At 62.0% G+C, this 25,232-nt stretch carries 25 protein-coding genes and 2 pseudogenes; 11 read left to right on the top strand and 16 right to left on the bottom strand.

The features are described from left to right. On the top strand, positions 1-319 hold a 319-nt coding region (locus FS507_RS14050), incomplete at its 5' end, for a biotin/lipoyl-containing protein (protein ID WP_145943411.1). Between the two features lie 139 nt (positions 320-458). Here the strand turns inward: FS507_RS14050 and FS507_RS14045 are convergent. Then, on the bottom strand, positions 459-1,238 hold the full coding sequence (locus FS507_RS14045) for an SDR family NAD(P)-dependent oxidoreductase (protein WP_145943410.1): 780 nt from the start codon (positions 1,236-1,238) through the stop codon (positions 459-461). A 273-nt stretch (positions 1,239-1,511) separates the two neighbouring features. Here FS507_RS14045 and FS507_RS19820 point away from each other — a divergent pair. Both FS507_RS19820 and FS507_RS14040 read left to right on the top strand, forming a co-directional pair. Next, positions 1,512-1,664, top strand: a pseudogene (locus FS507_RS19820) (MFS transporter); the annotation flags it as partial. Positions 1,665-2,519: 855 nt separating this feature from the next. Continuing rightward, positions 2,520-3,179 carry a GntR family transcriptional regulator gene (locus FS507_RS14040; RefSeq protein WP_145943409.1) on the top strand — a complete coding sequence of 220 codons (660 nt, stop codon included), beginning with the start codon at positions 2,520-2,522 and terminating at the stop codon, positions 3,177-3,179. A gap of 13 nt (positions 3,180-3,192) precedes the next feature. On the opposite strand, the pseudogene FS507_RS19045 reads toward FS507_RS14040, so the two are convergent. The 3 genes and pseudogenes from FS507_RS19045 to FS507_RS14025 all read right to left on the bottom strand — a co-directional run. Continuing rightward, a pseudogene (locus tag FS507_RS19045) lies at positions 3,193-3,523 on the bottom strand (acetyl-CoA hydrolase/transferase C-terminal domain-containing protein); the annotation flags it as partial. Between the two features lie 230 nt (positions 3,524-3,753). Further along, the gene (locus FS507_RS14030; RefSeq protein WP_145943408.1) at positions 3,754-4,392 is read right to left on the bottom strand and encodes an HD domain-containing protein; all 639 of its coding nucleotides are present in this window, start codon (positions 4,390-4,392) and stop codon (positions 3,754-3,756) included. A 456-nt stretch (positions 4,393-4,848) separates the two neighbouring features. Next, a complete protein-coding gene (locus tag FS507_RS14025) occupies positions 4,849-5,790 on the bottom strand; it encodes a MerR family DNA-binding transcriptional regulator (protein ID WP_145943407.1) in 942 nt (313 codons plus the stop codon). 91 nt (positions 5,791-5,881) lie between these two features. Between FS507_RS14025 and FS507_RS14020 the strand changes: the two genes are divergently transcribed. After that, positions 5,882-6,064 (top strand): hypothetical protein, encoded by a 183-nt coding sequence (locus FS507_RS14020; RefSeq protein ID WP_145943406.1) that lies wholly within the window; start codon positions 5,882-5,884, stop codon positions 6,062-6,064. 3 nt (positions 6,065-6,067) lie between these two features. On the opposite strand, the gene FS507_RS18535 is transcribed toward FS507_RS14020, so the two are convergent. Further along, positions 6,068-6,199: a hypothetical protein gene (locus FS507_RS18535; RefSeq protein WP_260853497.1), complete on the bottom strand. Its 132-nt coding sequence runs from the start codon at positions 6,197-6,199 to the stop codon at positions 6,068-6,070. 907 nt (positions 6,200-7,106) lie between these two features. Between FS507_RS18535 and FS507_RS14015 the strand changes: the two genes are divergently transcribed. After that, positions 7,107-8,861 (top strand): dihydroxy-acid dehydratase, encoded by a 1,755-nt coding sequence (locus FS507_RS14015; protein WP_145943405.1) that lies wholly within the window; start codon positions 7,107-7,109, stop codon positions 8,859-8,861. 65 nt (positions 8,862-8,926) lie between these two features. Beyond that, on the top strand, positions 8,927-10,336 hold the full coding sequence (locus tag FS507_RS14010; RefSeq protein ID WP_186314692.1) for a GntP family permease: 1,410 nt from the start codon (positions 8,927-8,929) through the stop codon (positions 10,334-10,336). Positions 10,337-10,530: 194 nt separating this feature from the next. On the opposite strand, the gene FS507_RS14005 is transcribed toward FS507_RS14010, so the two are convergent. Both FS507_RS14005 and FS507_RS14000 read right to left on the bottom strand, forming a co-directional pair. After that, positions 10,531-11,184: a GntR family transcriptional regulator gene (locus FS507_RS14005; RefSeq protein WP_145943404.1), complete on the bottom strand. Its 654-nt coding sequence runs from the start codon at positions 11,182-11,184 to the stop codon at positions 10,531-10,533. 487 nt (positions 11,185-11,671) lie between these two features. Continuing rightward, positions 11,672-12,712, bottom strand: coding sequence for an NAD(P)/FAD-dependent oxidoreductase (locus FS507_RS14000; RefSeq protein WP_260853496.1), 1,041 nt, complete (start codon positions 12,710-12,712; stop codon positions 11,672-11,674). Positions 12,713-12,786: 74 nt separating this feature from the next. Here FS507_RS14000 and FS507_RS13995 point away from each other — a divergent pair, with 74 nt between their 5' ends. Then, positions 12,787-13,779 (top strand): MFS transporter, encoded by a 993-nt coding sequence (locus tag FS507_RS13995; protein ID WP_145943402.1) that lies wholly within the window; start codon positions 12,787-12,789, stop codon positions 13,777-13,779. Positions 13,780-14,021: 242 nt separating this feature from the next. On the opposite strand, the gene FS507_RS13990 is transcribed toward FS507_RS13995, so the two are convergent. The 6 genes from FS507_RS13990 to FS507_RS13965 all read right to left on the bottom strand — a co-directional run bounded on the left by FS507_RS13990 (position 14,022) and on the right by FS507_RS13965 (position 19,867). Next, positions 14,022-14,705 carry an SDR family oxidoreductase gene (locus FS507_RS13990; RefSeq protein WP_145943401.1) on the bottom strand — a complete coding sequence of 228 codons (684 nt, stop codon included), beginning with the start codon at positions 14,703-14,705 and terminating at the stop codon, positions 14,022-14,024. Positions 14,706-14,720: 15 nt separating this feature from the next. After that, positions 14,721-15,398, bottom strand: coding sequence for an SDR family oxidoreductase (locus FS507_RS13985; protein WP_145943400.1), 678 nt, complete (start codon positions 15,396-15,398; stop codon positions 14,721-14,723). A gap of 167 nt (positions 15,399-15,565) precedes the next feature. Next, on the bottom strand, positions 15,566-16,417 hold the full coding sequence (locus FS507_RS13980) for an NAD-dependent dehydratase (RefSeq protein WP_222121436.1): 852 nt from the start codon (positions 16,415-16,417) through the stop codon (positions 15,566-15,568). 75 nt (positions 16,418-16,492) lie between these two features. Next, entirely contained in the window at positions 16,493-18,232 is a 1,740-nt protein-coding gene (locus FS507_RS13975) for an AMP-binding protein (RefSeq protein ID WP_145943399.1), read from the bottom strand. Positions 18,233-18,341: 109 nt separating this feature from the next. Continuing rightward, on the bottom strand, positions 18,342-19,004 hold the full coding sequence (locus tag FS507_RS13970; protein WP_145943398.1) for a response regulator: 663 nt from the start codon (positions 19,002-19,004) through the stop codon (positions 18,342-18,344). Beyond that, positions 19,001-19,867, bottom strand: coding sequence for a sensor histidine kinase (locus FS507_RS13965; RefSeq protein WP_145943397.1), 867 nt, complete (start codon positions 19,865-19,867; stop codon positions 19,001-19,003). The genes FS507_RS13970 and FS507_RS13965 overlap by 4 nt, the downstream gene beginning before the upstream one ends. Positions 19,868-20,002: 135 nt before the next feature. Here FS507_RS13965 and FS507_RS13960 point away from each other — a divergent pair, with 135 nt between their 5' ends. From FS507_RS13960 to FS507_RS13950, 3 genes are read left to right on the top strand one after another with little or no spacing between them, the layout of a single operon-like run. Then, positions 20,003-20,713, top strand: a complete 711-nt coding sequence (locus FS507_RS13960; protein WP_145943396.1) for an ABC transporter ATP-binding protein — start codon at positions 20,003-20,005, stop codon at positions 20,711-20,713. Between the two features lie 5 nt (positions 20,714-20,718). Beyond that, positions 20,719-21,510, top strand: a complete 792-nt coding sequence (locus FS507_RS13955; protein ID WP_222121435.1) for a hypothetical protein — start codon at positions 20,719-20,721, stop codon at positions 21,508-21,510. A gap of 3 nt (positions 21,511-21,513) precedes the next feature. Beyond that, a complete protein-coding gene (locus FS507_RS13950) occupies positions 21,514-22,233 on the top strand; it encodes an ABC transporter permease (RefSeq protein ID WP_145943394.1) in 720 nt (239 codons plus the stop codon). Here the strand turns inward: FS507_RS13950 and FS507_RS13945 are convergent, their stop codons facing one another. The 3 genes from FS507_RS13945 to FS507_RS13935 all read right to left on the bottom strand — a co-directional run bounded on the left by FS507_RS13945 (position 22,234) and on the right by FS507_RS13935 (position 24,004). Then, positions 22,234-22,587, bottom strand: a complete 354-nt coding sequence (locus tag FS507_RS13945) for a DUF1801 domain-containing protein (protein WP_145943393.1) — start codon at positions 22,585-22,587, stop codon at positions 22,234-22,236. It lies immediately after the preceding gene. Positions 22,588-22,912: 325 nt separating this feature from the next. Next, a complete protein-coding gene (locus FS507_RS13940; RefSeq protein ID WP_145943392.1) occupies positions 22,913-23,260 on the bottom strand; it encodes a hypothetical protein in 348 nt (115 codons plus the stop codon). 141 nt (positions 23,261-23,401) lie between these two features. Beyond that, complete coding sequence (locus FS507_RS13935) at positions 23,402-24,004, bottom strand: DUF1707 SHOCT-like domain-containing protein (RefSeq protein ID WP_145943391.1); 603 nt, start codon at positions 24,002-24,004, stop codon at positions 23,402-23,404. A 56-nt stretch (positions 24,005-24,060) separates the two neighbouring features. On the opposite strand from FS507_RS13935, the gene FS507_RS13930 reads away from it, so the two are divergent. Continuing rightward, complete coding sequence (locus FS507_RS13930) at positions 24,061-25,221, top strand: glycoside hydrolase family 76 protein (protein ID WP_145943390.1); 1,161 nt, start codon at positions 24,061-24,063, stop codon at positions 25,219-25,221. The last annotated feature ends 11 nt before the right edge of the window (positions 25,222-25,232 follow it).

The following is a 25,232-nucleotide window of genomic DNA, read 5'->3' as shown; positions in this document are numbered from 1 at the left end:
TATGCGTCAGGTGGTGTGCACGGTCAACGGGCAGATCCGTCCGATGCGGGTGCGTGACCGCTCTGTCGAGTCGGTCACCGCGACTGCGGAGAAGGCTGATCCGAGCGTGGCCGGGCAGGTGTCCGCACCGTTTGCCGGTGTCGTCACGGTCAACGCCGCGGTGGGTGACACCGTGGCCGCCGGGGATGCGGTCGCGGTGATCGAGGCGATGAAGATGGAGGCCTCGATTACCGCCCCGATCGCCGGCAGGGTCGCCCGGGTGGTGATGAGCCAACCGACGAAGGTGGAGGGCGGCGACCTCCTCGCCGTCGTGGAATAAGGGGTGCAAGAGTGTGAACCTGACAGGAGCAAAATCTGAACTCCCGTCAGGGTTCATTCTGATGCTAGGACACCTCACGCCTGCGTGTTTGGAGCGGCGGGCCTCCAGCATGCGACATCCGCGCCAAGCGGAGGCGCTCTCAGCTGATATAGGACCCGCCGTTGATGTTCTGGGTTGTACCGGTGATGTAACCGGCGTCGTGGCTTGAAAGCCAGACGAAAAGCGCCGCCATTTCATCGGGAGTGCCCTGCCTGCGAAGCGGGACAGCCTCAGCGAGGCGACGTTCGTTCTCATTGTCGGAACCGGCCCGGATATCCGTGTCGACGACGCCCGGAGCAACCGCATTGACGGTGATGCCGTGCTCAGCCAGTTCGCGCGCGAGACCGCGGGTGAGACCGATGACGCCGGCCTTCGCGGCCGCGTAAGCGGTCTTGGAGAAGACCCCGCCGCCATGTTGCGCGGTGACTGATGACATGTTGACGATCCGCCCGTAGTCGCCGGCAATCATCTGCGGGACGAATGCCTTGCTCGTGAGGAAACTGCCGGTGAGATTGACGGCGATCACGCGATTCCACTCGTCGAGTTCCAGCCCTTCAAATGATGACGGGGAGGGGATTCCTGCGATGTTGGCGAGAGCTCCGACCGCGGGGAGACCGCTGTCGGTGATCGCCCGCGCGGCACTTGCCACGGAGTCCTCTGAGGTCACGTCACAGGAAAAGCCGGCGGTAGGGACCTCAAACTCGGAGATGATGGATTCCACTGCAGCCTTCACGGAAGCCTCATCCAAGTCAAGAATCACCACGGCCCAACCTTCGCGGGCATACCGGCGGGCAGTGGCGCGGCCGATCCCGCGAGGCGAAGCTGCTCCTGTGACTACGGCGGTGCGCTGACCAATTTCTGATGGAGTGTTGAGCGACATGTCGTCTTCCTTCTCTCTGCATCGCCAGACTTCTGTGATCTGGGAGCTAATGGTTGATAGGTGTGACTCAAGACTTCCCTTTTGCCGAGTACTTGTCAACCGCCAACAGTCAACTGTTGACAATGAAAGTGATGCAAGGCGCTTTTGCCGAAGGTGTGCCACGATGTCGCTCACATGGCAATTGCAAGAAGGGGGGTGTGTTCATTGGCAATCGCACTCCAAGTCCGTGGGTAGGGGGACGGGCCACCTGCCGGACGACGGGCCGGTGCCAGCATCTCGATCGGAGCAGTCAGTGAAGCCTATGACCTCATTGGTTTCGGAACTGCCGCAGCACTGTGCTTCGGTACAGCGTTCCTTCCGAGCGAGATCTCGGCGGCGGGAACGCTGGCAGTGCTCGCAAGACCCGGCGTCAGCTTTGCGGCCAGGCGCTCGGCGGTAATCTCGACGCCTGAGTCGGACGCAAAGCCCGTCCTTACTCGTCAACGTACTCTTCATCCAAAGGTTGGCCTTCGGAGCAGAAGAGGTGGTGCGATCTTGACGAGCTATGAATACGCTCATGGAAGTTACACCGACATCGTGCAGGACGGCTTCGAGGCCGGACTACTTCTGGCAAACCTTGCGTTGCTCCTCAGTGTGCACCCTCCCCGAGACCACACTTCGCACGTTCCGCCCCTGCAAACCTTGTACTGGTGGTCGTTGTCCTGTTCATCCGCGTCGAGCTCCCGAGTCGCCAATCTTCGAGGGGTGAAAGAGTAGCGCGAGATACCGAAGTCGCCGATCCTGGGTGCAACCTGGCAGGACTGACGGACTATCTTGCGTGGTATTGACATGCGAGTGACAGCAGAACACTGCTTACGCCGTGCCGATCACCTGTATTGTCGCATATCTCCATGAAGTCGCAGTAAGGCTGAGGCGATGACGAGTCTCTACAACACCTTGATGTTCAGCACCTTCGAGACGATGGGAGGGGGAGCGCTGGTTGAACTGGCAGCGGGGAACGGTCACGAAAATGTGGGTGCTGTCTCGCCGGCGGCTGCATCTTCGCCTCATCTCGTGGCCCGGGGTTCTTTCAAGCTGCGGAGCGAGGATAGTATCCCAATCAGAACATAAGCTGATGCCACTTTCATCGGCACGCTTTCGGACTACTTCATCTCCGATGCCCAGAGCTACAGCCAGTGCTTAGCGAGCTGGCATGCCCTTGGAAGTGCGCCTGTGCCTCGCCGATGTAGAGTTCTAGTGTTGATTGACGACTGTCAGCAGTGATGCGAGAGGACTTCGAACGTGGCGGAGAAGCAGAATGCGTTGCTGGGGTTGAAGAAGACGAACCTACGGGAGCAGGCGCTGTCCGCACTGCGGACAGCGATTACTCGAGGTGAGTTGCGACCCCGCAGTGCGCTGATCGAAATGGACCTCTCGGAGCGACTTGGTATCAGCAGGGGGACCTTGCGTGAAGCGTTACGTCAGCTCCAGCAGGAAGGCCTCGTGGTTTCGGGGGCACGCGGCCGCTTGTCCGTCAGAAGTCTTGAGCCGCACGAGGTTCGCGAGATTTTTGCCGTGCGCTCAGCTCTCGAGGGCCTCGCTGCTGCGGAACTTGCGATCCAGAAAGAGCGTGAAGAACCGGTTGCAGTACTCCGCTCGGCGCTCGATCGGATGGCACACGCTGGTACAGAACAGTTGGATGACCGCATCGAGTTCGACCTGAGCTTCCACCGTGCACTGTGTGAACTGACTGGTAATGCGACACTTCTCCACTCTTGGATATCTTTGGAGGGGTCGATCCGTATGTCGATCATGTACGCCGGAGTGGACCGTGCCGTCGGCAATATGGATGCTGCAAGGCACATGGTGATCGTTGAGGCAATCGAGGACGGTGATCCGGAGGCAGCCCGTCTTGCGGTCGCTGAGCATCTGGACTGGGCGGCGGACAACCTGGTGACCTAGCTGGCTTAGTTGTTTTCATCGATCTCCGCTCAGCGAGGTTGCTGTGGAAGGAAAACGCGGTCGGCAGGTCATGCGGGGTGTGGAGGTGGCTGTCGGACGCGGCGCGTTCGTAGTACTCCTCAGGCAGCGGTCGGTAATCCGGGTGCGCCACTGAAGATCATCTTCGGCACACGGTCACGAGGTGCCAGACCACGCAGATCAGCGTGTCCGTACTCCGTGATCACCACCATCGCGCTGTCCTTGGCCACCGATGGGGAGATGAACGTCGAAGCGAAGGCGTTGCGGGTGAAGTCACCTGACCCGCCGATACCATTCATGATCTGTGTCCCGCTGACATGAGTGGACCTGTCGGCAGCTTCGAGGTATTCAAGGTTGTTGCCGACACCGGAGGACGGGATGAGATGTCCGTCCTCCGTGATGTGGGTGACCACTGGTAGGGCATGCGGTAGCTGATTGCATCGGCTTCAGCCAGCACCTCGTCACCGCGGTCGTGAACCCGTGGTGGCCTTGTCGGCAATGGCTGTAGACAGTGCCTTCGGGTGGGCGCTCCTCGTGGTGTGTGGTGTAGTGGGAGCTACTCTGGCCAGGCGCTGTTCTTGATGACCTCGACGAAGTCGCCGCGCTTGAATCCGGGGAGGAAGTGTTCGAGGACATCGGCCTTGACGTTGCCAAAGGTGGTTTCAGGACGGTCCTTGATACCGTCGGTGAAGGTGGCGAGGATACCGTTCTTGAAGTCAGGACGCGGATGCGCCGCCACAACTTCTGACCGCTGCTCCTCGGTGACGGTATCGAAGCCGAGACCCATCACATCGTGTTCGACCCCGCGGGTCACCAGCGCGATTTCGGAGCCCATATGCAGCGGGATCTCGGGGGTCGTGTGCAGCGCGATCGAGGTCCACACTTTGTCGGCTGCTTCATCAGCGATGCCGTGGGAGGCCAGGAACCTGCGTGCTTCGTCCGCTCCGTCGATCTCGAAGCGCTGGTCCGTGCGGCGGTAGGTCTCGGTCAGGCCCAGGTCGTGGAACATCGCGCCGATGTACAGCAGTTCCGGGTCGTAGGGGACACGGTCACGTTCGCCGCGGAGTGCACCGAAGAGGTAGACGCGGCGGGAGTGGTCATACACCAGCTGTGTGGTGACGTCGCGGACGAGCTCTGTTGCCTCTGTGGCCAAGGTCGAGTCGGGGATGGTGATACCGGCGATCGTTTCAGTCATGGATCTTCTACCTCCAACGTGGGGAATGGGCCTATCACCCAGTCTTGTTTCCTGGCTGTACTTCTGCCATGTCTTTCCCGACACATGGACCACGAAAACCGAGATGAAGTGCGTAGGGTTCCTTGTCTTTGACGGCATGACCATGCTTGATTTCGCTGGACCTACCGAAGTGTTGGGGCGGGCCACCCACTACGAGCTGGTTTTGTCTCTCCCGCGTACGTGCGGATCCTGCAGGAGCTCGTCCTGGAAGGACAGACGGTCGCAGCAGCGGCACGACACTCTGGATTCGGTAGTGACGAGAGCCTTCGACGGGCTTTTGACCGGGATCTGAACACTACCTCGATGGAGGACCGGGCACGATTCAGTTCCACGTTCCGAGGTGCACGATGAAATGACTCCGCCGACGGACCGCTGGAATGAGAGTTCGAGGATTTACTCGACGTGTTCGTGCACTGGTCAAGCCGGATGTTGGGTCAGCCAGTCAAGCACCTGCCGGGCGTGCTGGTTCGGTGGGAAGATCGGGTAGAAGACGTGCTCGATTGTTCCTCCGCGCACGACCAGGGTCAGCCTCGCATACAGGCGATCATGTCCCGGTGCGCTGAAAGTCGGTAGTGTCAGTGCATCGGCCAGGGCGAGGTCCTCGTCGGAGAGCATTGTGAACGGGAGGTGGAGCCGAGCCACCAGTTCTGCCTGGTAGCCAGGAGACTGGCTGGAAAGCCCGTAGACCTGTTCGGCACCGGCGTCTCGAAGGTCCTGGAAGTGGTCGCGGAAGTTGCAGGCTTCCGTGGAACAGCCCCGTGCGCCGGGGATCTCGTCCCATCCCTGGGGGAGATCTACGCCGGGACGCCCGGACAGCGGATAGCAGTAGATCACGGTACGGCCCGGGCCAGGAGAAGCAATGTCCAGTGTCCCGCCGTCGCTGGTCGGCAACTCCAGTTGCGGCATGCGGGTTCCCGGGAGATGGTCGGCGCGGCCATCGTCCTGCGGCACTGGTAGTCCTGTCGGCAGGGTCGTGAAGTCGGTCATGGTATCCTCCGTGGTGAACGTGTGTCCTGCGCGCTGGTCAAGGCGTTCTCGCAGTCTGTCCCGACGGGACGAGAGAGCTGTGATCATCTCGTCGAGATCGGCAAGGGTGTCCCGGTAGACCGCCAGAGAGCTCACACAGTCGTCGCTGTGGTCGTGGCCCAGCTCCAGGCATTCCACGAACGGTCCGGCCTTGCTCGGCGGAATGCCGATCCTGCTCAATTCCCGGATCTCGGTGGCGGTCCGGAGGTGCCAGTCATCGAAGGAGCGGTACCCGTTGGCTTCCCGGGCGGGAACGATGAGACCGAGCCGCTCGTAGTAGCGGATGGCCTTGACCGACACACCTGCCCGGTCAGCCAGTTCTCCGATGCGCATCGAACACCTCCTGACAACGACGATAAACCTTGACCTCGGGGACAAGGTCAAGTCGTTTCGGCCCGGAGATGCCGGGCCGTAGTCGCCTGGTTTGTCAGCCGATAACCCTGAACTGCGACGCGAGCTCATGCTGTCGGGTAGCTTCCCCTCCGGAGAGCAACAGGAATCGAGCGGCACACCGCCGCGGGGAAAGATGTGGACCTATCGGGTGATCGGTGCCGCATTATTTGCGTATGTCAGCGTCGGTCTTGTCGCGGCTGAGCTGCAGTACTGAGCGTCACGTCCCGGTCGTCATGTGGGCGCAGATCAGCTCGTCACCGTTAAAGATGCTGATCTCACCGGGGGTCAGGAAGATTACCGGGCAGGAGTCGAACTTCGTCGGTGAAACGACCCCGACGGGTGGAGCCATCGGATCGGACCAGGTCGCGGTAGATATACCAGCCCCTCGATAATCGCTTCGTTGAGTTCAGCGATTTTGGACCAGCGTTGCACTTACAGGGAGCCGATCACCCGGTTGCTGATAATGTTCACCGCTGTCTCCACAGCGGCGTAATCCGAGGTTCGTGTACGCGGGCGGGACAGGATGGCGACCTGGTAATGAACAGCGAGTCGTTGGTACTGGGTGTCGACCGTCTGTGTGGAGTCCCAGCGCGTCCGACGTATTGTCGCGGGGGTTGGATTGTCGGGAACGACGATCTGAGGGTGCTGCGGAAGACGGCAAACGCCCTGGTGCGCGGGCCGAATCATGCTGAGGACTTCATCGCGAGGTTAGCGCAGGTGCACCGCGACGCAGAGTAAGGGGGAAGCCTCGCAACGACGAGTATCGCCCGGGTGATTGCGCCGGTGACTTCGTAGATCGTGTTGGTGGTGTCGTCGGCGAACAGGGGGGCAGAACTGCGAGTAGCCGTACCCGCGGAGGACGCGTTGGTGGTTCTGCCGCATTGATGTCGCGGCGGTACGCCATCAGCAGGGTAAACCGAGGCCGGATCTTCATCGCGGTGAGGATAGGTGCCGAATGCGTGGCCTACTCGCTCCAACCTCTCTACACGTCAGTGGCAGCAACCCTTAACCGGCACCGAGACCCAGGGGAGCGAACAAGGGGCGAAGATGTTGGCGCAGTGACTGGACACCGGCTCCTACCGCTGGTGAAGCGCGGCCCGTCGGTTGCGCTGGCAAGCAACGGACTCGAGTGCGTTGAGGCCAGTCGCAGAGACCAGTACTCCAGGCTCCTGCGAGGAGGGCTTGACCCACGTTGTGATCCAGGTTACTCTCAACCATATTATCAATAATCAACTCGATGATATGAAGGAGATCGTATGGATAGCTCGCAGCACACGTCGCCCCCGGGGCTTCAGGGGGGCCTGACCGACTACGGTGACAAGGAGTTCTCGCTGTTCCTCCGAAAAGCGTTTATCAAGGGGGCTGGCTACTCCGACGATGCGCTTGACCGGCCCGTGGTGGGGATCATCAACACAGAATCTGGTTTCAATCCATGTCACGGGAACGTCCCACAGCTGATCGAGGCCATCAAGAGGGGAGTGATGCTGAGCGGAGGGCTGCCCGTAGCCTTTCCTACCATCTCAATACACGAGTCATTCTCTCAGCCAACGTCGATGTACCTTCGGAACCTCATGTCGATGGATACGGAGGAGATGATAAGCGCACAGCCACTGGACGCAGTGGTGCTCATCGGCGGCTGCGATAAGACCGTACCTGCCCAGCTAATGGGAGCGGTGTCTGCTAAAGTGCCCGCGATCCAGCTTGTGACCGGGTCCATGTTGACAGGTGGGCACGAAGGTCGCCGCCTCGGAGCGTGTACCGACTGCAGGTTCTACTGGGGGAAGCATCGGGCGGGTGAAGTAAGCGAAAAAGAAATCTGGGAGATCAACGACAAACTCGTCGGTTCGGTAGGAACGTGCGCAGTCATGGGTACTGCATCCACCATGGCGTGCCTCGCCGAAGCACTAGGGACAACCGTTCCGGGCGCGGCCTCACCACCAGCCGTGACATCTGATCGCACGCGGATCGCAGAAGAAACAGGGCGCGAAGCAGTCAGATTGGCGCACGCGGGCCTGACTCTGGATCAGGTAATTACTGAGAAATCGATAAAGAATGCACTGACAACATTGCTGGCGATCGGCGGCTCGACCAACGCTATCATCCATCTGGCGGCTATCGCGGGACGTCTCGGATATGAAATTGACCTCAGGAAGATCGATGCGATCAGCGAAAATACACCGGTGCTGGTCGATCTGAAGCCTTCGGGACAGAATTATATGGAGGACTTTCATAGGGCAGGCGGAATGCAGACACTCCTAAGAAATCTCGGGAGTCGTATAGATCAAACAGCGTTAACAGTCACCGGAAGGACGCTCGGGGAAGAGCTTGAAGACGCTCCGAAAATGTTTGAACAAGATATCATCCGACGGGAAGAAAACGCCGTATATCCCAAGGGTGGGATCGTGGCGCTATTTGGAAACCTCGCGCCAAACGGGTCTATCATCAAACGATCCGCAGCAACGAGCGAGCTTCTCGAACATACAGGGCGAGCCGTTGTTTTTGAAGATAGTGCAGATATGGCGCGTCGGCTCGACGACGAAAATTTGGATATCAATCCTGATGACATCTTGGTTCTGAGGAACATTGGCCCGGTTGGTGCACCGGGTATGCCGGAAGCGGGATATGTGCCAATCCCGCGAAAGCTCGCGCGTCGGGGAGTGAAAGACATGGTCCGAATTTCCGACGGAAGGATGTCCGGTACCGCCGCCGGCACAGTGATACTTCATGTTTCTCCGGAGTCTGCAGTTGGGGGACCGCTGGGACTAGTTAGAAATGGCGACACCATTGCACTCAGTGTGAGCGAAAGAAGCCTGACACTGGATGTTGACGAAAAAGAACTCGAAAGACGAAAAGAGGAATGGGAGCTGGCAAATAATGAGGCTGACGAAAGGTTCAGCCGAGGGTATAAGAAGCTGTATGTCGAGACCGTTGAGCAAGCGCACCTAGGCGCAGATTTCAGGTTCCTTCAGCCAAAAAATCGATCTAAGTCGGCCTTGGGTGATCAGATTTGACCCGAGTCTGCAGCTAGCACCACAGACCACCACATCACCACGAAATATTTGCTCGAGAGGCAATTATGGATTCTGTCCCCTGGATCACTACGTCTGCTATTGTCGCAGTCGTCGCACTACTGCTCCTGATAATAAAATTCAAGCTCCAACCTTTCCTCGCCTTACTCATTGCGGCAATTGGATTCGGCCTCGCGACAGGAATGAACCCACCGGACCTTGCTGAGTTCATTGTTGACCGCATGGGAAGTTCGCTGGGGCAAATCGCGTTGGTGATTGGGCTCGGTTCGATGTTCGGAGAAATTCTCGGTAAGGCAGGCGTTGCCGAGAAGCTGGCAAATGTGATACTCAATAAAGTTCCCGAACGGGGAATTTCCTGGGGACTCGGTTTAGCTGGTTTCCTCATCTCTATTGCTGTCTTTATTGACGTGGCGATCGTCATACTCGTCCCGATGTTGTATCCTATTGCGCGCCGTACTGGGAAGTCACTCCTTCGCTTCGCGATTCCGCTTTGTGCCGGATTAAGTGTTACGCATACTTTTATTCCGCCGACACCCGGGCCTATCGCGACTGCGGGTATAATGGATGCAGACTTGGGGCTGGTTATTCTTTACGGCGTCATCTGTGGTCTGCCAGCGATGGCGGTCGCGGGGCCTATATGGGGAAAGTATATATCGTCAAAAATTTACGTCCCTGCCCCGGAGCCTGAAGGCGCCGACGGAGGCAGAAAGCGCGGAGGGAGCTTTGCGGGTTCCGATGAACGAACGGATGCGCAGCACGAGATCTCCGATGCGGAAACGGATTTGCCTTCTTTTAAGTCCGTGATCGTAATGCTGTTAGTACCGCTGGTCCTGATATTGGTGGGTACTACGGGAGATCTCGTTCTCGATGAAGGGAGCGTCCTCCAGTCTATATCTGGCTTTGTCGGGCACCCCGTTATCGCACTGTTGATAACGACCCTATTGAGCCTGTGGAAGTTCGGGATCCGTCGAGGAAAGACCATGGAAGAACTTCAGAAGATAACTACTGCTGCGCTCGCACCTGCCGGAACTATTATCCTCATCACGGGCGCAGGCGGGGTTTTTGGCGGAGTTCTGGTCGAGACTGGATTTGGCGAGATTATCGCCGAGGGGATGGCTGAACTAGGGTTCCCAATCATCCTCTTCGGTTTCCTCACTTCGCTGGTCATTCGGGTGTCGCAAGGGTCAGGAACCGTGGCGATGATTACCGGTGCCACTTTGACTGCTCCGATAGCTGCGAGTATGGATTTAAGCCCGAGCATGGTCGCTCTATGCTGTGTCGCAATTGCGTGTGGAGGAACGGCTGCCTCACACGTTAATGATACAGGTTTTTGGATGGCGAACCGCTATATTGGAATGTCAGTGGCCGATACGCTAAAATCATGGACCGTAATGAAAACCTTGGTTGGGTGCACCGGGTTCGTTTGCGCGCTGCTACTGAGTCTCTTCGTCTCGTAATCAACAAGGTTACCTGGACTCTGGAGTCGTGTTTCCTTTAGCTTCCGGGGCCGTCTTTCTTGCCAGGTCGATACGATAACTCTGGGGCGGGTTAGAAGGAAAGGAGTCGGAAGGAAGTAGGGAGGAGAGCGGATCCTGTCGCAACTTAGGAGCTCTATTCTGCCTCTATCTCAAGTAGTATCGAAAGCAGAATTCTACCGTTGTCCAGAAATATGAAGTCTTTCAAGGTAGGCATCTCGGGAAGGAAGGAGATGCTGTCGGCAGATATCGACTAGTTTCTTATGATCTGCATTTTTGATTGCCTCAATCATAGCATGATGCTCTGTTTGGGATCGCCGCAATGACGATTGACTGGAGAAGGCGGCGGATCTAATCACGTAGGTCATTCCGGAGTATCGTTCGATTGCCTTTGAGAGAGTCACGTTGTCCTGGAGTGCAAAGATCTTGTCGTGAAACTCGGCGTTAGCCCTTATAACCGCTAGTACATTTCTGGCTTCGATGGCATTGTCATGCTTCTGCTGTGCTTGTTCGAGGCTGGCTAACTCCTCGGTTGAGACTGGAAAGTTTATCTTTCCTACTGCAGAGGTTTCCAGGAGGTCGCGGAGCTCGTATAGTTCGACTACGTCTTTTTCTGAGTATGACCTCACCAACGCGCCGACGTTCTTTCTTTTTTCGACCATACCTTCAGATGCGAGTTGGTCCAGGGTAGATCGTACGATATGCCGTTTGGCGTTGAATCGCTCCATGAGTTCGTCTTCTACCAGTCTTTCACGAGGAAATAGGCGACCGAGAAGAATTTCTTCTTCAATCGTCGTCTTGAGTTCGCTTGTTTTTCCTTCGGTATCCATCTATTTCCACCGTCTGTTAGCTATTTCGTTCTCTTATTCTGAGTTAGCATCGTCCCGAAAACTGTAATCCGTCTGTCGCTTATCTTCGGACGCTTCGCCCCCTTTTCTCGGCTTTCGACTTTTCGAAATCTATTCTTGGTATCATTAAATGTCTTCGAAGCGAGATCAGGTGACCGCAAGTATCGTCAGGTAATGTGTGTACATGCAGCGGACGACAGTGAGGCCGCCTTTTGCTCACTCAAGACTTCTCGCAATGCGCGGGTCGGAGTCGTGCTGTGGCACTGGGAGACGAGTGTGGGCGGCGAGGCTCGGTAGGGTTGGCACGTGCTTCATTATCGTCGCGGCGATAGCGAGGTACAAGCGTGGACATAGCCTACATTGTGCCGACACAACTTGTTTGCGTGTACGTGGGGTACGCAGACTTGTCGCTCTACCGGCGAGCCCCCGACGAGGATGGAGATGCCGATGGCCCATGATAACGGCGTGCCTACCTGACGGTTTTTCCCACCCGCTCGGCGGCCTGCCGGGCCGCTGCTTTCGCGAAAGGACCCACGCCCGTGATCGTCGCAGAGCCGGAGCCGGTCCAGTCGCCGTAACCGACCAGAAGAAGCCCGCGAACCTGTGGTGAGCCGTCGGCCAAGAGATGTCGTACCGGCCCCAATGCGGGGCGGAACCCGGTGCACCAGATCAGCTGATCGGCCCGCACCTCGTCCAGGGAGGAAAACATCGGGGTAGCCTCCAGGTCTCCGGCGTCCCGAGCAGCACGCACCTGCGGCAGCACGACGATGTCGCCCAACCCGGAGTCTGCACCAGGGTCGGGGTCACCACGGGTGATGGCGGCGGCCCGTGCGCGGTTGCGGCGAAACAGCACCCGGCCGTCAACCTCGTCAGGCATCCACCGGGGCGGATGCCTGGTGTACCAGTCCACCTCGCCGACGCCCGGATCCTCAGTCAGCTCGGCGGCGATCTGTGCCCCGGAGTTCGCCGCGCCCACCACCGCGACCGTGCTGCCCCGAAACGGTGCGGGGCCAGGGTAGTTCGCTGAATGCCACTGTGTACCGGTGAACCTGCCGGGATAGGCCGGCACGAACGGGGCCGACCACGTGCCGGTCGCAGCAATGACCGTCGTCGCCGTCCAGGAACGCGTCACCACCTGGCCGTCGCAGTGGTGTTCAGCGTCGATGCGGAAGGTTCCGTCGTGGTGGACGACGCGGGTGACCTGCACAGGTCGTTCGACGGGAACCTGGTAGCGGTGCTCATAGGCGCTGAGGTAGTCCACCACGTGCGAGGCCGGCGGGTAACCGTCGTAGGAGGGCATCGGCATACCGGGCAGGTTCGAGAACCCGGCGGTGGAGAACAAACGCAGCGACGGCCACACATGCCGCCATGCCCCGCCAGGGGCTGGCTGATCATCCAGCACCAGGGTGTCGACCCCGGCCCGCAGCAGGTAGAAGGCGGTCGCCAGGCCTGCCTGGCCCGCGCCGATGACCACGGCCTCATGGTGGTAATGATCATCGCGGACGCGCACGGGAACAGGCTCCTTACTTCGTGTCGTCCGAGCTGCCAGGGGTGGACGGCTCGGAGCCCAGGTCACATAATGGAATGATGCAGTCTTCCCGTGGCAGGCCGAGCGACATTTCTCTCGCCGCCGCATCTTACGTCTTCGCCGTCGTGATGGCTGGCACCACAATGCCGACCCCGCTGTACCCTGAGTACGAGCAGGCATACAGCTTCGTCAGTCTCACGACGACAACTCTCTTTGCCGTCTACGCCGCAGGAGTGATCGTCGCGCTGGTGGCGTTCGGGCAGGCATCGGCGCGTCTCGGTCGCCGTCCCGTGCTTGGAACAGGAATCGTCTTGGCCCTGGCCTCGGCGATTGTCTTCCTGTGTGCCGGTCAGCTGTGGATGCTCTACATCGGTCGCGTCCTGTCGGGCCTGTCGGCCGGTATCTTCACGGCCACCGGGACTGCGGCGGTGATTGAGAACGCACCGTCGTCACGAAAGAACCTCGCCTCCGCACTGGCGACAGCAGCGAATATCGGTGGACTCGGCCTGGGGATACTGATGGCCGGTATTGTCGCAGAACTGTCGCAGTGGCCGTTGCGGATGCCATTCGTCGTTCACGCCGTCCTTCTTCTGCTCGCGGGGGCGGCGATGTTCCTCGTTCGGGAAACCGTTGAGACGGATTCGTCCCGGCGGATCCTGCAGATCCCGCGTGTTCCGGACGGTACGAGGTCACTCTTCGCCGCAGCGTCTGTCGGTGCAGTGGCCGGATTCGCGATGTGTGGCATCTACTCGTCGATTGCCCCGGGATTCCTCGCGTCGGTACTGGGAATCGGGTCGACGGCGACGATTGGGGTTGCCGTCTCACTGGTGTTCATCGCTTCGGCGGCGGCCCAGATTCTGTTGCGGCCGTTGGCGGATCGGACGCTGATCATTCTGGGGGCCGTCGCCCTGGTTGCAGGTATGGGTGTGCTCGTCCTCGCCCTGTTGGCAGCGTCATTAGCCGCGTTCGCCGTAGTCGTATTTCGTCGTGGCCTATCTGGCCATCTCGCTTCCGTCGATCGCAGCTGGTGTGGTCAGTACGCAGATTGACTTGAAAACCACTGGTGTCGTGGCGGCCGTGGCGATTGCCGTGGTCGGTGCCGTGACCGCACTCAATGCACGGAAGTTTGACGCCGGACGGAGCTAACAGAGCCGGCGAGTCCATCCACCGGCGCTCTCGAACTGTTGCGTATCTGGTCGGCAGACCGGTGATGTGCGTCTGCTCAGGGGTGATCCGTCGCGCCGCTCGGAGAATCGACAACGGTAGCTGCATGTCCGCGCTACGGACGTGACTACGCGACAGCCTGTGCGATCGGCGTGTCACCGTCGTGGAAATTGAATGTCCTGCCGGCCGTGGTCGGGTTGTCGATCACAGCGACGAGGGTCTGGGCAACGTTCTCCCGTGACGTCTTTGGAACGTCGACGTCACGTGTGCCGGCATCGGTGACCAGAGCGATACCGCCGCTACCGGGCTCCAGGCTCAGCACTGACGGGCCGAGGACTGTCCAGTCCAGGTCAGTTGCCGTGCGGAGGTGCTCGTCAGCCTCTGACTTGGCGTTGTAGTAGGCCGCAGGTGCGGGCAGTTCGGCGTCAGTCTCAGTGATCGGCGCGACGCCGTCCACCAGTCGGGAATTGAGGTAGGAGACCATGATGAACGGTTGCACGCCTGCCCTGCCCGCAGCATCCATCGTGCGGATCGCCGCGTCCCGGTCGACTGCCCAGGTGCGTTCGTCACCGCCCCCGCCTGCCCCGGCGGACCAGATCACCATATCCGTGCCGTCGAGGAGGTCGGAGATCGCGTCAGTATCGAGTTCTTCAACATCTGCGATGACAGGGACTGCGCCAGCAGCCGAGACGTTTGCCGACTGCGCCTCGGCTCTGATGACCGAGCGCACCATGTATCCGGCGTCACGGAGTAGCGGGGTCGTACGAAGAGCCACTTTTCCGTGGCCGCCGACAATTGTGACTGTTGTCATGTGTCCTCCTGTGGCTCATTCGTCGCGGAGCGCGACCTCGATGGGTGTGTCGCCGTCGAAGAAGGTGACGGTTTGATTGGCTGCTGTACCATTCGTCGCCACTTCCGAGATGATCTCCGCGACATTGTCCCGGGAGGTGCCCTGCGGTTCGACGTCGGCTGCAGCGGCGGGGTCGATCCGCACGATACGTCCTGAACCCGGGTCGTTCGTGAGGAGTCCGGGTGCCAGAATCGTGTACGTCAGGCCTGACTCGCGCAGGTACCGGTCGGCGTCGTGCTTGGCCACCGTGTAGGGGTAGAAGGAGTCCTTCTCGTCCACACGGAGGAAATCCACGGAGCTTCCGCAGTACGACAGCAGTACGTACCGTGAGACAGCGGCGTTCTTGGCTGCGTCGATGGTCCGGACAGCCGCGTCGCGGTCGACGGCCATGGTGCGTTGCGGATCTCCGCCGCCAGCACCGGCGACGAACACAACCACATCAGCGCCCTCGAAGGCGCTTGTCAGTTGGTCGGTGTCTGAGCTTTCGAGATCGAGGATGACCGGCTCAGCCCCTGCTTCACGGACGTCACTCTCCTGGTCCGGGTTACGGATCAGGGAAGACACCGAGAATCCGGCGTCGTGGAGCTTCGTGGTTGCCAGACGCGCCACTTTTCCGTGGCCGCCGATGATCACTGCGTTCTTGGTGGTTGTCATGATGATGACTCCTTATCCCTACGTGTCGAGTGTCACGATGGCGAGCGGGCCACCGATCATAGCCGTGTTCTTCAGAAACTGCGTCCGCTGTGCCTTGCGGGCGCCCAGTGGTGTTCCGGACGGTGCAGAGCACGGACGCTGCCTGGTCGAGATGACCGCCGGGGGTGTCAGCGTCGCGGCGGCACGAGCCCGTCGGCTTCGTAGCGGTCGAACAGCTCCAGGAAGGCCCGCTCGGTGTCGATGTAGGTGGTGAAGCCGGCCATGCGGCTCTTGGTCATGTCGGCGACGACCTCGACCTCGACACCGAGGTCACTGTCGGTGTGCCAGAAGGACGCCACGCGGTCGAGCCGATCTTCCTTCAGGCTGTACTTGCCTGCGATCTCCGTCCAGAGTTCCTCCTTACCTGCCATCTGGTCGACCAGTGGACGTGGCTCAGAGGTCGGGCCCTCCCAGTCGACACCGAGTGCATCGGCCAGGCGGGGCCACAGCCAGCGCCACCGGAACACCTCACCGTTGGTGACGTTCCAGGCTTCGTTCCCGATCCCCGGGGTGGTGGACGCCCAGATCATCTGGTCGGCCACCGCGCGGGAATCAGTGATGTCGGTCAGGCAGTTCCAGACCAGTTCGGTACCGGGGAACACCAGCGGTGTATTCGTTTCCCGTGCGATGGTGGCGTGCACAGCCATCGTGAGTGCGAAGTTCATGGCGTTGCCGACGGCATGGCCGGTCACGGTGTGTGCGCGGTGGACACTCCAGGTGAAGCCGTCGCGCTCCGCGGCGGCGAAGAGCTCGTCTTCCTGGGCGTAGTAGAAGTTCGGGGTGTCCAGCCGGGGAGATTCTTCCCTGAACGGGGTTTCCCGCATCTCACCGGTACCGTACGCCTCGAACGGGCCCATGTAGTGCTTCAACCCGGTCATCAGTGCTGCGTGTTGCACGCTTCCGCCGGGGGAGAGCGCGTCGAAGAGGTTGAGCGGTCGTTGTCCATGCGGTCCATGGTGGTCCTCGGAGTCGTCCCTCACTACCGCGGGGGTCAAACACTTCCGACATCCGATCGTGGGGGAGCGGAGTCCGCAGGTGCGGAGCTGCCCGGTGCGCTATGCGTCCTTCCCCGGCAGCTCGCGAGGAACAACCTTGCCTACGGCGTTGCGGGGCAACACGTCCATGAAGACGTAGTTGCGTGGCACATTGTGACGGGCAAGCTTGTCCTTGACGGCTGCCTTGGCTTTCTCTTTGAAGCTCTCCTTGGCTGCGTCGTCGGCACCGTCATTGAGCACGACGTAAGCGCAGAGGGACTGACCGAAGTCATCGTCATCGACGCCGTGCACGTGGACTTCTTCGACGCCCTCCATGCTGGAGAGGATGTCCTCGGTCTCCTGCGGGTAGACGTTCTCGCCGCCGGAGACGATCATGTCGTCGCTGCGTCCGGCGATGTAGAGCAGACCGTCCTTGTAGTAGCCCAGGTCACCGGTGGCAACCAGCCCCTGAACGGTCTCCTTGTCCACGCCTGGACGGGTGTAGCCCTCGAACAGCATGTCGTTGCCGACGAAGATGCGCCCGATCTCTCCCTCGGGAAGCTCCCGGCCGTTGTCGTCGAAGATCTTCAGGACGGTGGCCATCGGAGGCTTTCCGGCCGTGGTCGGGTGCTCGGCCAGTTCCTCGGGCCTGGCGATGGATGCCCAGCTGACCTCGGTGGAACCGTAGAGGTTGTAGAGGATCCCGCCGAACTTCCTGGTGGTTTCCTCGATCACCGTCGGCGGCAGAGCTTCACCGCAGGCCGTGATGACCTGGGTCCCCGGGTCGAAATCATCGGGCACGGCGGTCAACAGGCGGCGCAACATCGTCGGCACGATCGCGATCGCGTGGGGCCGGTTGGCCTCGATCAGTTTCACTGCTTCGGTCGGAGAGAACCGGCGCTGGAGTATCAGGGTGCTGCGCAGTGCCAGGCCGAGCTGGATCTGTGCGAAACCCCAGGTGTGGAACATCGGTGCAGCGATGTAGTAGCCACGATGCTGCTTCAGCGGGATCCGGGACATGATCGATGACGCCGGCAGGTAGGTCCGTGGTTCTGGCCGACGGGCGCCCTTCGGCGTACCGGTCGTACCCGAGGTGAGGATGATCGTGCGACCGCGGCGTGGGCGCGTCGGTATCTTGTGCTCGTGGGACGCGGACCGCAGCACCTCGGTCAGGGTCGGCCAGTCCGGGCTCCGCGTGGCGTGGTTGTCGGAGTTCTTCGCCTCGGCGACGTTGCTCGCGTACTCGACGTCGTCGTACTGGTGGTCGTCAGGGACGCGCGCTGCGGTGGTGTGGTTCTCCTCCCAGTTGATGATCACCGGGCACTGGTCGAAGTTCTTCGGGAGCAGGGGGATGAACTCTTCGTCGATGAAGAGCAGGTCGAGCTTCTGCTCCTTGACCACTGCGCGGGTCTGGTGTGCTGATGCACCGGTGTTGAGCAGGACGACGTCGGTCCCCAGGCGGCCGTGGGCGCACAGCGCCATGATGAAGCCGCGGTGGTTCCGGGAGAGGATACCGATCCTGTCACGCTCCCTCAGCCCGGTGCGGTGAAGGGCCTTTGCCAGCAGGTTCGTCTGATTGTGCAGTTCCAAGTAGGTGATCGACCCGGCGTCGTCGACGATGGCGGTGTGGTGGGGGTCGCGGGCTGCGCCGAGGGCGAGAAGGCCGGTGGGAAGAAACTCCCACTGGTAGATGTACTTGAGGGCCTTGCCCATGGCGCCTGGTGACATGGGGCCGAGAACCCCCGACTTGAACAGCGGGAGGGCTCCCTTTGCGAGGACGGGTAGTTGGTTGAGGGTGACGGCGGGACGAGCTGCGCTCATGGTGTTCCTCCGGGGCCTACGGCCGGTTTGTTTATAAAAGGAGAGGGTTTACGTGATTTACCCTACCTGTTGAAACTGATTGTCGTCAGCAGAACCGGTAGAGCCACGTCTATCCGCCCACAACTCCCGCCTCGTACGCCGCGATCACCAGCTGGGCCCGGTCCCGGGCGCCCAGTTTGGCCAGCAGGTTGCCGATGTGGGTCTTCACGGTGCGCATCGAAATCGTCAATATCTCGGTGATCTCCGTGTTCGACAATCCCCGTGCCACCAGGGTGAGCACCTCGGTCTCCCGCGCTGTCAGCCGTTGCAGCGCCGGAGCCTGCTCACCACTCGGGGCCCTCCGCGGCGAGCGGACATAGTGCTCCACCAGTCGCGACAGGATCGCCGGCGCGAACAGTGACTCACCGTCATGCGTCCGCCTCACCGCATCAACGAGCTGGTCCGGACGCGCATCCTTCAGCAGGAAACCGCTGGCGCCCGCGCGCAACGCCTCATGGACGTACTCGTCGAGGTCGAACATGCTGAGCACGATGACCTTCGTCGACGTCAGCGCAGGATCCGCCGTGATCGTCCGCGTCGCCTCCAGCCCGTCCCCACCGGGCATCCGGATGTCCATCAGAATGACGTCGGGCAGCAGGGTGCGTGCCTGGCGTACCGCGTCCCCGCCGCTACCCGCGTCGCCCACGGTCGACAACCCTTCCGCACCGTCGATGATCAGGCCCAGACTGTGACGCAACAACGGTTGATCATCAACCACCAGGACCCGGATCACCGCAGTTCACCGTCCGGAAAGCTGGCTCGGAGCCGGAAACCCTCACCGGTCCGGGACGTCGCCAGGCGTCCTCCCATGCCTTCCGCACGTTGGCGCAGCGCGGACAGCCCGTGTCCCGCTCCGGGCTGCGGCTGGTGACCGGGAGCGGGCCCGGAATCGGTGACGGTCACGACCACTTCGCTCCCGTCACGCTCCACCTCGACCGACGCGTGGGTCCGGCCGGCATGGCGCAGGACGTTCGACAGTGCCTCCCGGACCGTCGCGCAGACCGCCACCTGCACGCCAGGGGAGACGTGGCCGACCTCGGCGACGGTGAGGTCAACCCGCACACCCGCATTCACGGCCGAGGCGACGATTCCCGGAAGATCATCGATCGTCTCCGCGGGGCGCAGGGGAGCGTCCTGCGCGGTACCGTCCGACGAGCGCAGGACGGTGAGCATGCGCCGCAGCTCCGTCGTAGTCTCCCGCCCCGTGGTCTCGATGTCCTCCAGCGCCGCCCGGCGTTCCGCGTCACCGTGCGGTCCCGTCGCGCCGGACGCGGCCGCCGCGCGGACAGTGATCAGACCGAGTCCGTGGGAGACCAGGTCATGCAGGTCGCCGGCGATGCGCAGCCTCTCATGCTGCGTCGCCTTCTCCGCCGCCCACTGCTCCAGCTCCGCCTCATAGTGGCGTCGTTCCGACCGTGCCTTGAGCGCGGCACCCACCGCGAGCGCCACGCTGATGCCGGCCGCCGTCAGCACGGCAGCCCACGCAGCCACGGGACTGTCGACGCCGATTGCCAGCACCGCACACAGCACCACGGCGATGGCCACCGTCGCGGCGAGCCAGGTCCGGGAGTGCCAGGTCGGCCGGTCATCGTGCATAACTCTGGAGTTTATCCGCCGCCAGCGACGTCCACATCGGACCACGGTACGAGGGACCACGGTCCATGAGGGTCAGCCGAAGTCCGGCCCCTGGGCCGATGACCACCGACAGGTGCACCGGATTGGATGAGTTTCATGATCAGTATTGAGAATCTCACGAAGACGCGGGGGAACCGGACCATCCTCGACGACGTCTCCTTCCAGGCCCGGCCCGGTGCCGTGACCGGTTTCCTGGGGCCGAACGGGGCGGGGAAGTCGTCCACCCTGCGCATCCTGCTCGGCATCGACCGGGCGACATCCGGCACCGCCCTCATCGACGGACGCCCGTACCCGTCACTGGCGCGTCCGGTCACCCGGGTCGGCTCGCTGCTCGACGGGTCCGGTGCCCACCGGTCGCGCACCGCTCGAAACCACCTCGCCTGGGTGGCCCGCAGCAACGGCATCCCACGCAGCAGGGTGGGTGAGGTGCTTGACGACGTTGACCTCACCGACGCCGCACGCACCCGGGTAGGACGGTTCTCGTTGGGCATGGGGCAACGGCTCGGCCTGGCGACGGCACTGTTGGGAGACCCGGAGGTGCTGATTCTCGATGAACCGGTGAACGGGCTCGACCCCGAAGGCATCCGGTGGCTGCGGCGCCTGCTGCGTGGGCACGCGGATCGCGGCGGCACCGTCCTGCTGTCCAGTCACCTGATGAGCGAGGTCGCCGAGATCACCGATGACCTGGTGGTCATCACCAGAGGACGCATCGTCGCCGCCGGATCCGTGCCGGACGTGACCCGTGGATACCCCACGCTGGAGGACGCCTTCTTCGACCTGACCGGCGGGACGGGGGCAGCACGATGACGAGCATGAGCAGTACGTTCGGCGCAGAACTGCGCAAGGCCACCACACTGCCCGCGGTCTGGGCCGGGGCGGCGGTGACCGTCGTGGGGTCGGTCGCCCTGGCGGTCCTCAACGCCGTCAGCGTCCGCGGGGCCGTGGACTCCGGACAGTCGGACCTGATCTCCGGCTCATCACCGACCTCGCCGTTCGAGTCCGGCTTCACCGCCATGCCGATCACCGGGGTCGTCGGTGCGCTGGTCATCGGCGTCGTCGTGATCGGCAGCGAGTACACCGCCGACCGCGCCGAGTCCGGTGGCGGGCGTCAGATCGCGACGACACTGGTCTCGTCGCCGCACCGTGTGACGCTGCTGGTCACCAAGATCCTCACCGTCGTGGCACTCGTCATCGCGACTGCCGTGGTGACGATCCCGTTGTCAGTGGGGGCGGCCTGGGTGGCGACAGGGTCCGTCGCCGAGGAAAGTGTGTCCCTGTCCGATGCTCTGCTGCGCTCCGGCGGCGCGACGCTCTACTGGGCGTGCATGGGACTGATCGCCTTCGCCGTCACCGTCCTGACCCGCAGCGGGGTGATCCCGTTGGTCGTGTTCATCGCCAACAGTTCGCTGGTGTCGGTGACATTCCTGCTGAGCAGGGTGACCGAGGTGGCGAACTGGCTGCCGGACATGGCCGGACGCAACCTCTTCGGCATCGAAGGCGCAGACGGCGGCCTGGATCCCCTCCCCGGGGCGGTGGTCATGCTCGTGTGGACGCTGGTGCTGCTGGTCATCGCCGGTGTTGTCTTCGAACGACGGGACGGGTGAGCGATGACCACGGCAGACACGTCATTCCAGGCGGTGGCGCGCACCACCGCCGCAGAGCTCGAGAAACTGCGCACCCTTCCCGCGGTTACCTTGACCATTGTTGCCACGGTGGCTTTCACCGTGGTCTTCACGGCGGCCCTGGGAGGGCCGTCCGAGGAGCCGCCGTTGCTTCAGATCATTCCCTTCATGCAGGTCGGCATTATTCTGCTGGGGATTCTTCCGGCTGCGCACGAGTATGCCGGGAGTCAGTTCCGGACCACCCTGGCGGCAGAGCCTCATCGCGGTCACCTGCTGCTCGGCAAGACACTCGCTGCGAGCATCGTGGTCTTTCTTGCCGTAATCCTGGCGGTCGGTGGCGGTGTATTGATGGCGATGATGTCAGGAAGCACCGGCAGCAGCACCCCCGGTGACGACGCCTCCCGCTTTCTCGGCGCTGGGGTGTACCTCGTCCTGACAGGGGTGTTCTCCCACCTCGTCACGGTGACTGTCAGGTACATGGTGCCGGCGCTGGTCGGGTTGCTGGCACTGGTGGTCGTGTTCCCGCCGATGATCACCGCGGTCACCGACCATGCACGGTGGCTGCCCGGTGAGGCTGGCGGGGTGTTGTACCGGTCGCAGCCCGATGCGGTGCTTGGCCCGGTATCCGGGGCACTGGTCCTGGTCGGCTGGATCCTGGCTGCCGGAGTGCTCGCTGCCGTGGTGATGCACCGGCGGGACGGGTGATCAGGCGACGGCGGAGCGCACGATGTCGGTGATGCGCTGTTCGGTGTCCCGGTCGATGCTCTCGAAATACCACGCGGCGGGCATCAACATCCCGTCTGCGCCCCCTGCTGGTCGAAGGGTGACCTTCTCGGTGAGCGCGAGGTTGAGGCGCTCGTCATTTCGGAGCGTAACCAGCGCCGGGGTGCTCGCGGAGGCGGCATAGGCCGGCATCCCGTACCAGATCCGGGGTTTCAGCTGGGGAGCTGCGGCCATGATGACGTCGTGTGCGTGCTGCACGACGGACCGGCGCGGTTCATCCATTGCGGCGATCTTGGTGAGCACCTGGGCGAGGTTCTTTTCGTCCTTGGAAGGCATGACGTGTCCTTTCTCCGACCGATGGCGGGCATCGGTGACATGAAGTCGGCGCTTCTGTGCGCCACACCCCATCCGGACATGTCCTGAACTGGTCAGGTCTCTCCGCAATGATTCACGTGGTCGTCACGTGGAAGTGCGTGTGGTGGATTGAACCACCGAGGTCAGAATACAGGACAGGCGAGGCCAGGAGGAAGGGGTCCGCGCATTCTGCGAAGCCGGGTCCGTGGCCCCACACACTCGAGACCCCAGGGTTGTGTCGGTGCCAGCACCTGAACTGGCACCGACACAACCCTGGGGTCTAAGGAATTGATGTGGAAGTTCTGGCCTACCAGACCTTCTCGACCCATGCGGAGTAGTTGAATCCGCCGGGAATGAACACCTGGCCGACGGCGTACGAATCTGGTGTGCCGGGGGTTCCCCTGAAATGCTCACCCGGCTGGGCGTTGCAGTTTCCCTGGGTGCGGCCACCGAAGGCCGGGCCCACCCGAACATCGTGGTCGACGACGCAGTTCACGGTGTTTCCATGCCGGATCACCGAGAACGTATTGGCACTCGCGGCAGGGGCGGCGAGGCCGGCGACGAGACCGGCGCCGGCGGCGGCGACCGCGGCACGGGTGGCCCAGCGGCGGACACCGGACGTCTTGGCGGGCATGGACGTGTCAGTAAGGGACATGATGCATCCTCCTGTGATGGTACGTCAGATAAGAACAGAGCGACGGTGCCTGAGAACGTCATACCCAGACACAGCAGTTGAAAATATCTTTACATAATCACTTAAGGGCCTCAAGGTTTCGCGTAAACCGGTACTCAGCACTCAGTTCTCGTCGCGCTTCTCCCGTGGCTCCAGCTCATGCATCCGCTCGGCAGCGCGGCGAAGGCGCTCCTTCCGCGTCTCCTGATCGGCTTCCTTGATCTTCTCGAAGAGTTCCTCATCCTCGTCGGAGTACTTCAGCAGCATCCGTGGCAGAGACAGCGTCACCACCAGGGACGGCCACACGATCCACGCGTAGCTCACGTTGAACACGAACTGCAGCACCAGGAAGGACACCAGGGTCACCCCCAGGATGGCGCCGTCGATGGACTGCACCAGGTTCCCGCGTTTACGCAGGCTCTCCACCTCTGCGGCCTCCGGGTCACGCGGGGCCAGACCTGTACCGGCCCGGTCGACGACCGCCGCGTCCTGCCCCGGCACGGCGACCGCCGCCCCGTTTTCGTCGAAGGGTAGCCCGCCGGGGAGGTCGGTGAACAGGGGACGTATGTCGCCGATCGTCTTCGCTCCAGCGACGGCGCCGGACCGCTCGTTGAACTCGTGCTCGTCCAACCGACCGTCCGCGAAGTGCGTGCCCAGGGCACTCATCGCGTGGATCCGGTCGTTGTCGCTGAGGCGTAACCCGTCCGCACCATCGGCACTGTTCATGTGGTCAGGCTACCAATACGTGCGAAGAGTGACGGTGTGCAGGCACAATGTGAGCTATGCAGGAACGTTGGGATCATCGCGCCGATCTTGCCGAGCAGGCAATCACCGACCGCCACGGCGGACGGCTCTGGGGTGTGCCGCGAACCAACCTTGCTGTCGTCGCGTGGCCGCCGACCACCCGCGACAAGCTCTTCTACCACTGGCACTACTGGTGGCAGGCGCACTACATCGACTGTCAGGTGGACGCCGCCCTGCGTCGCAGCACCCGGCTGCGGCTCAGTTTCATCCGGCGCACCATCCGCGGCATGCGCATCCGCAATTTCGGGCGGCTCACCCGTAACAGCTACTACGACGACAAGGCGTGGCTCGCGCTCGCCCTGGAACGCGTCGAGCGTCTCGACCGCTACGGCAAGGTGCGTTACCGCAGTGCCCTGGAGCACGACATCTTCGACGGTGTCGACAGTCTCACCGGGGTCATGCCGTGGCGCGTGGGGGAGACGTTCTACAACGTCCCGACCAATGGTCCGGTCGCGATCCTCGCTGCCCGTACCGGACGGGTCGAGCTGGCCGAGCAGCTCGTCGACTGGGTCCACGCCAACCTGATCAACACCGACGGTCTGGTCATGGACGGGCTCAAGATGAAGCTGTCCGGGCCGGAGACGGTCCCGGAGATCCACGCCTACTGCCAGGGCGTGATGATCGGCGCGAACCTCGAGCTCGCCCGTGCGCAACGTCGCGCCGCCGGCATCGACATGGACGCCGTCGATCCTGTCGGCACCCAGGCGCTGACCCGCGTCCACCGTCTCGTCGAGGCGGTCTCCCACCACATGACCACGCCGAACTGGTCGTTGGACTGGAAGGCCCGGGGCGGCGACAACGGGTTGTTCAAGGGCATCCTCGCCCGGTACCTCGCCCTCGTGGCCACCTCGCTGCCCGGCGACGACCGGGCGAGTGCGGCGACACGGCGTCTCGCCCGCCGTATCGTCCTGCGCTCGGCGGAGTCGGTGTGGCGCTACCGTCTGGAGATCGACGGGTTGCCGGTGTTCCCCGCATCCTGGGGTGGGGACGCCGTCCTGCCACAGTCCGGTGGGCTGATGGGCGCTGCGCTGTCGGGCTCGGTGGCCGCGGCGGAGATCCCTGAACGTGACCTCTCGGTCCAGCTCTCCGGCTGGATGCTCATGGAGGCGGCGGCCGCCGTCACCCGCGACAGTGAGTGACGACTGACCGG

This window comes from Corynebacterium glyciniphilum AJ 3170, assembly GCF_007673095.1.
Lineage (GTDB): Bacteria > Actinomycetota > Actinomycetes > Mycobacteriales > Mycobacteriaceae > Corynebacterium.
The sequence above is the reverse complement of the archived record's forward strand: the minus strand, read 5'-3'. Positions and strand labels throughout refer to the sequence as shown.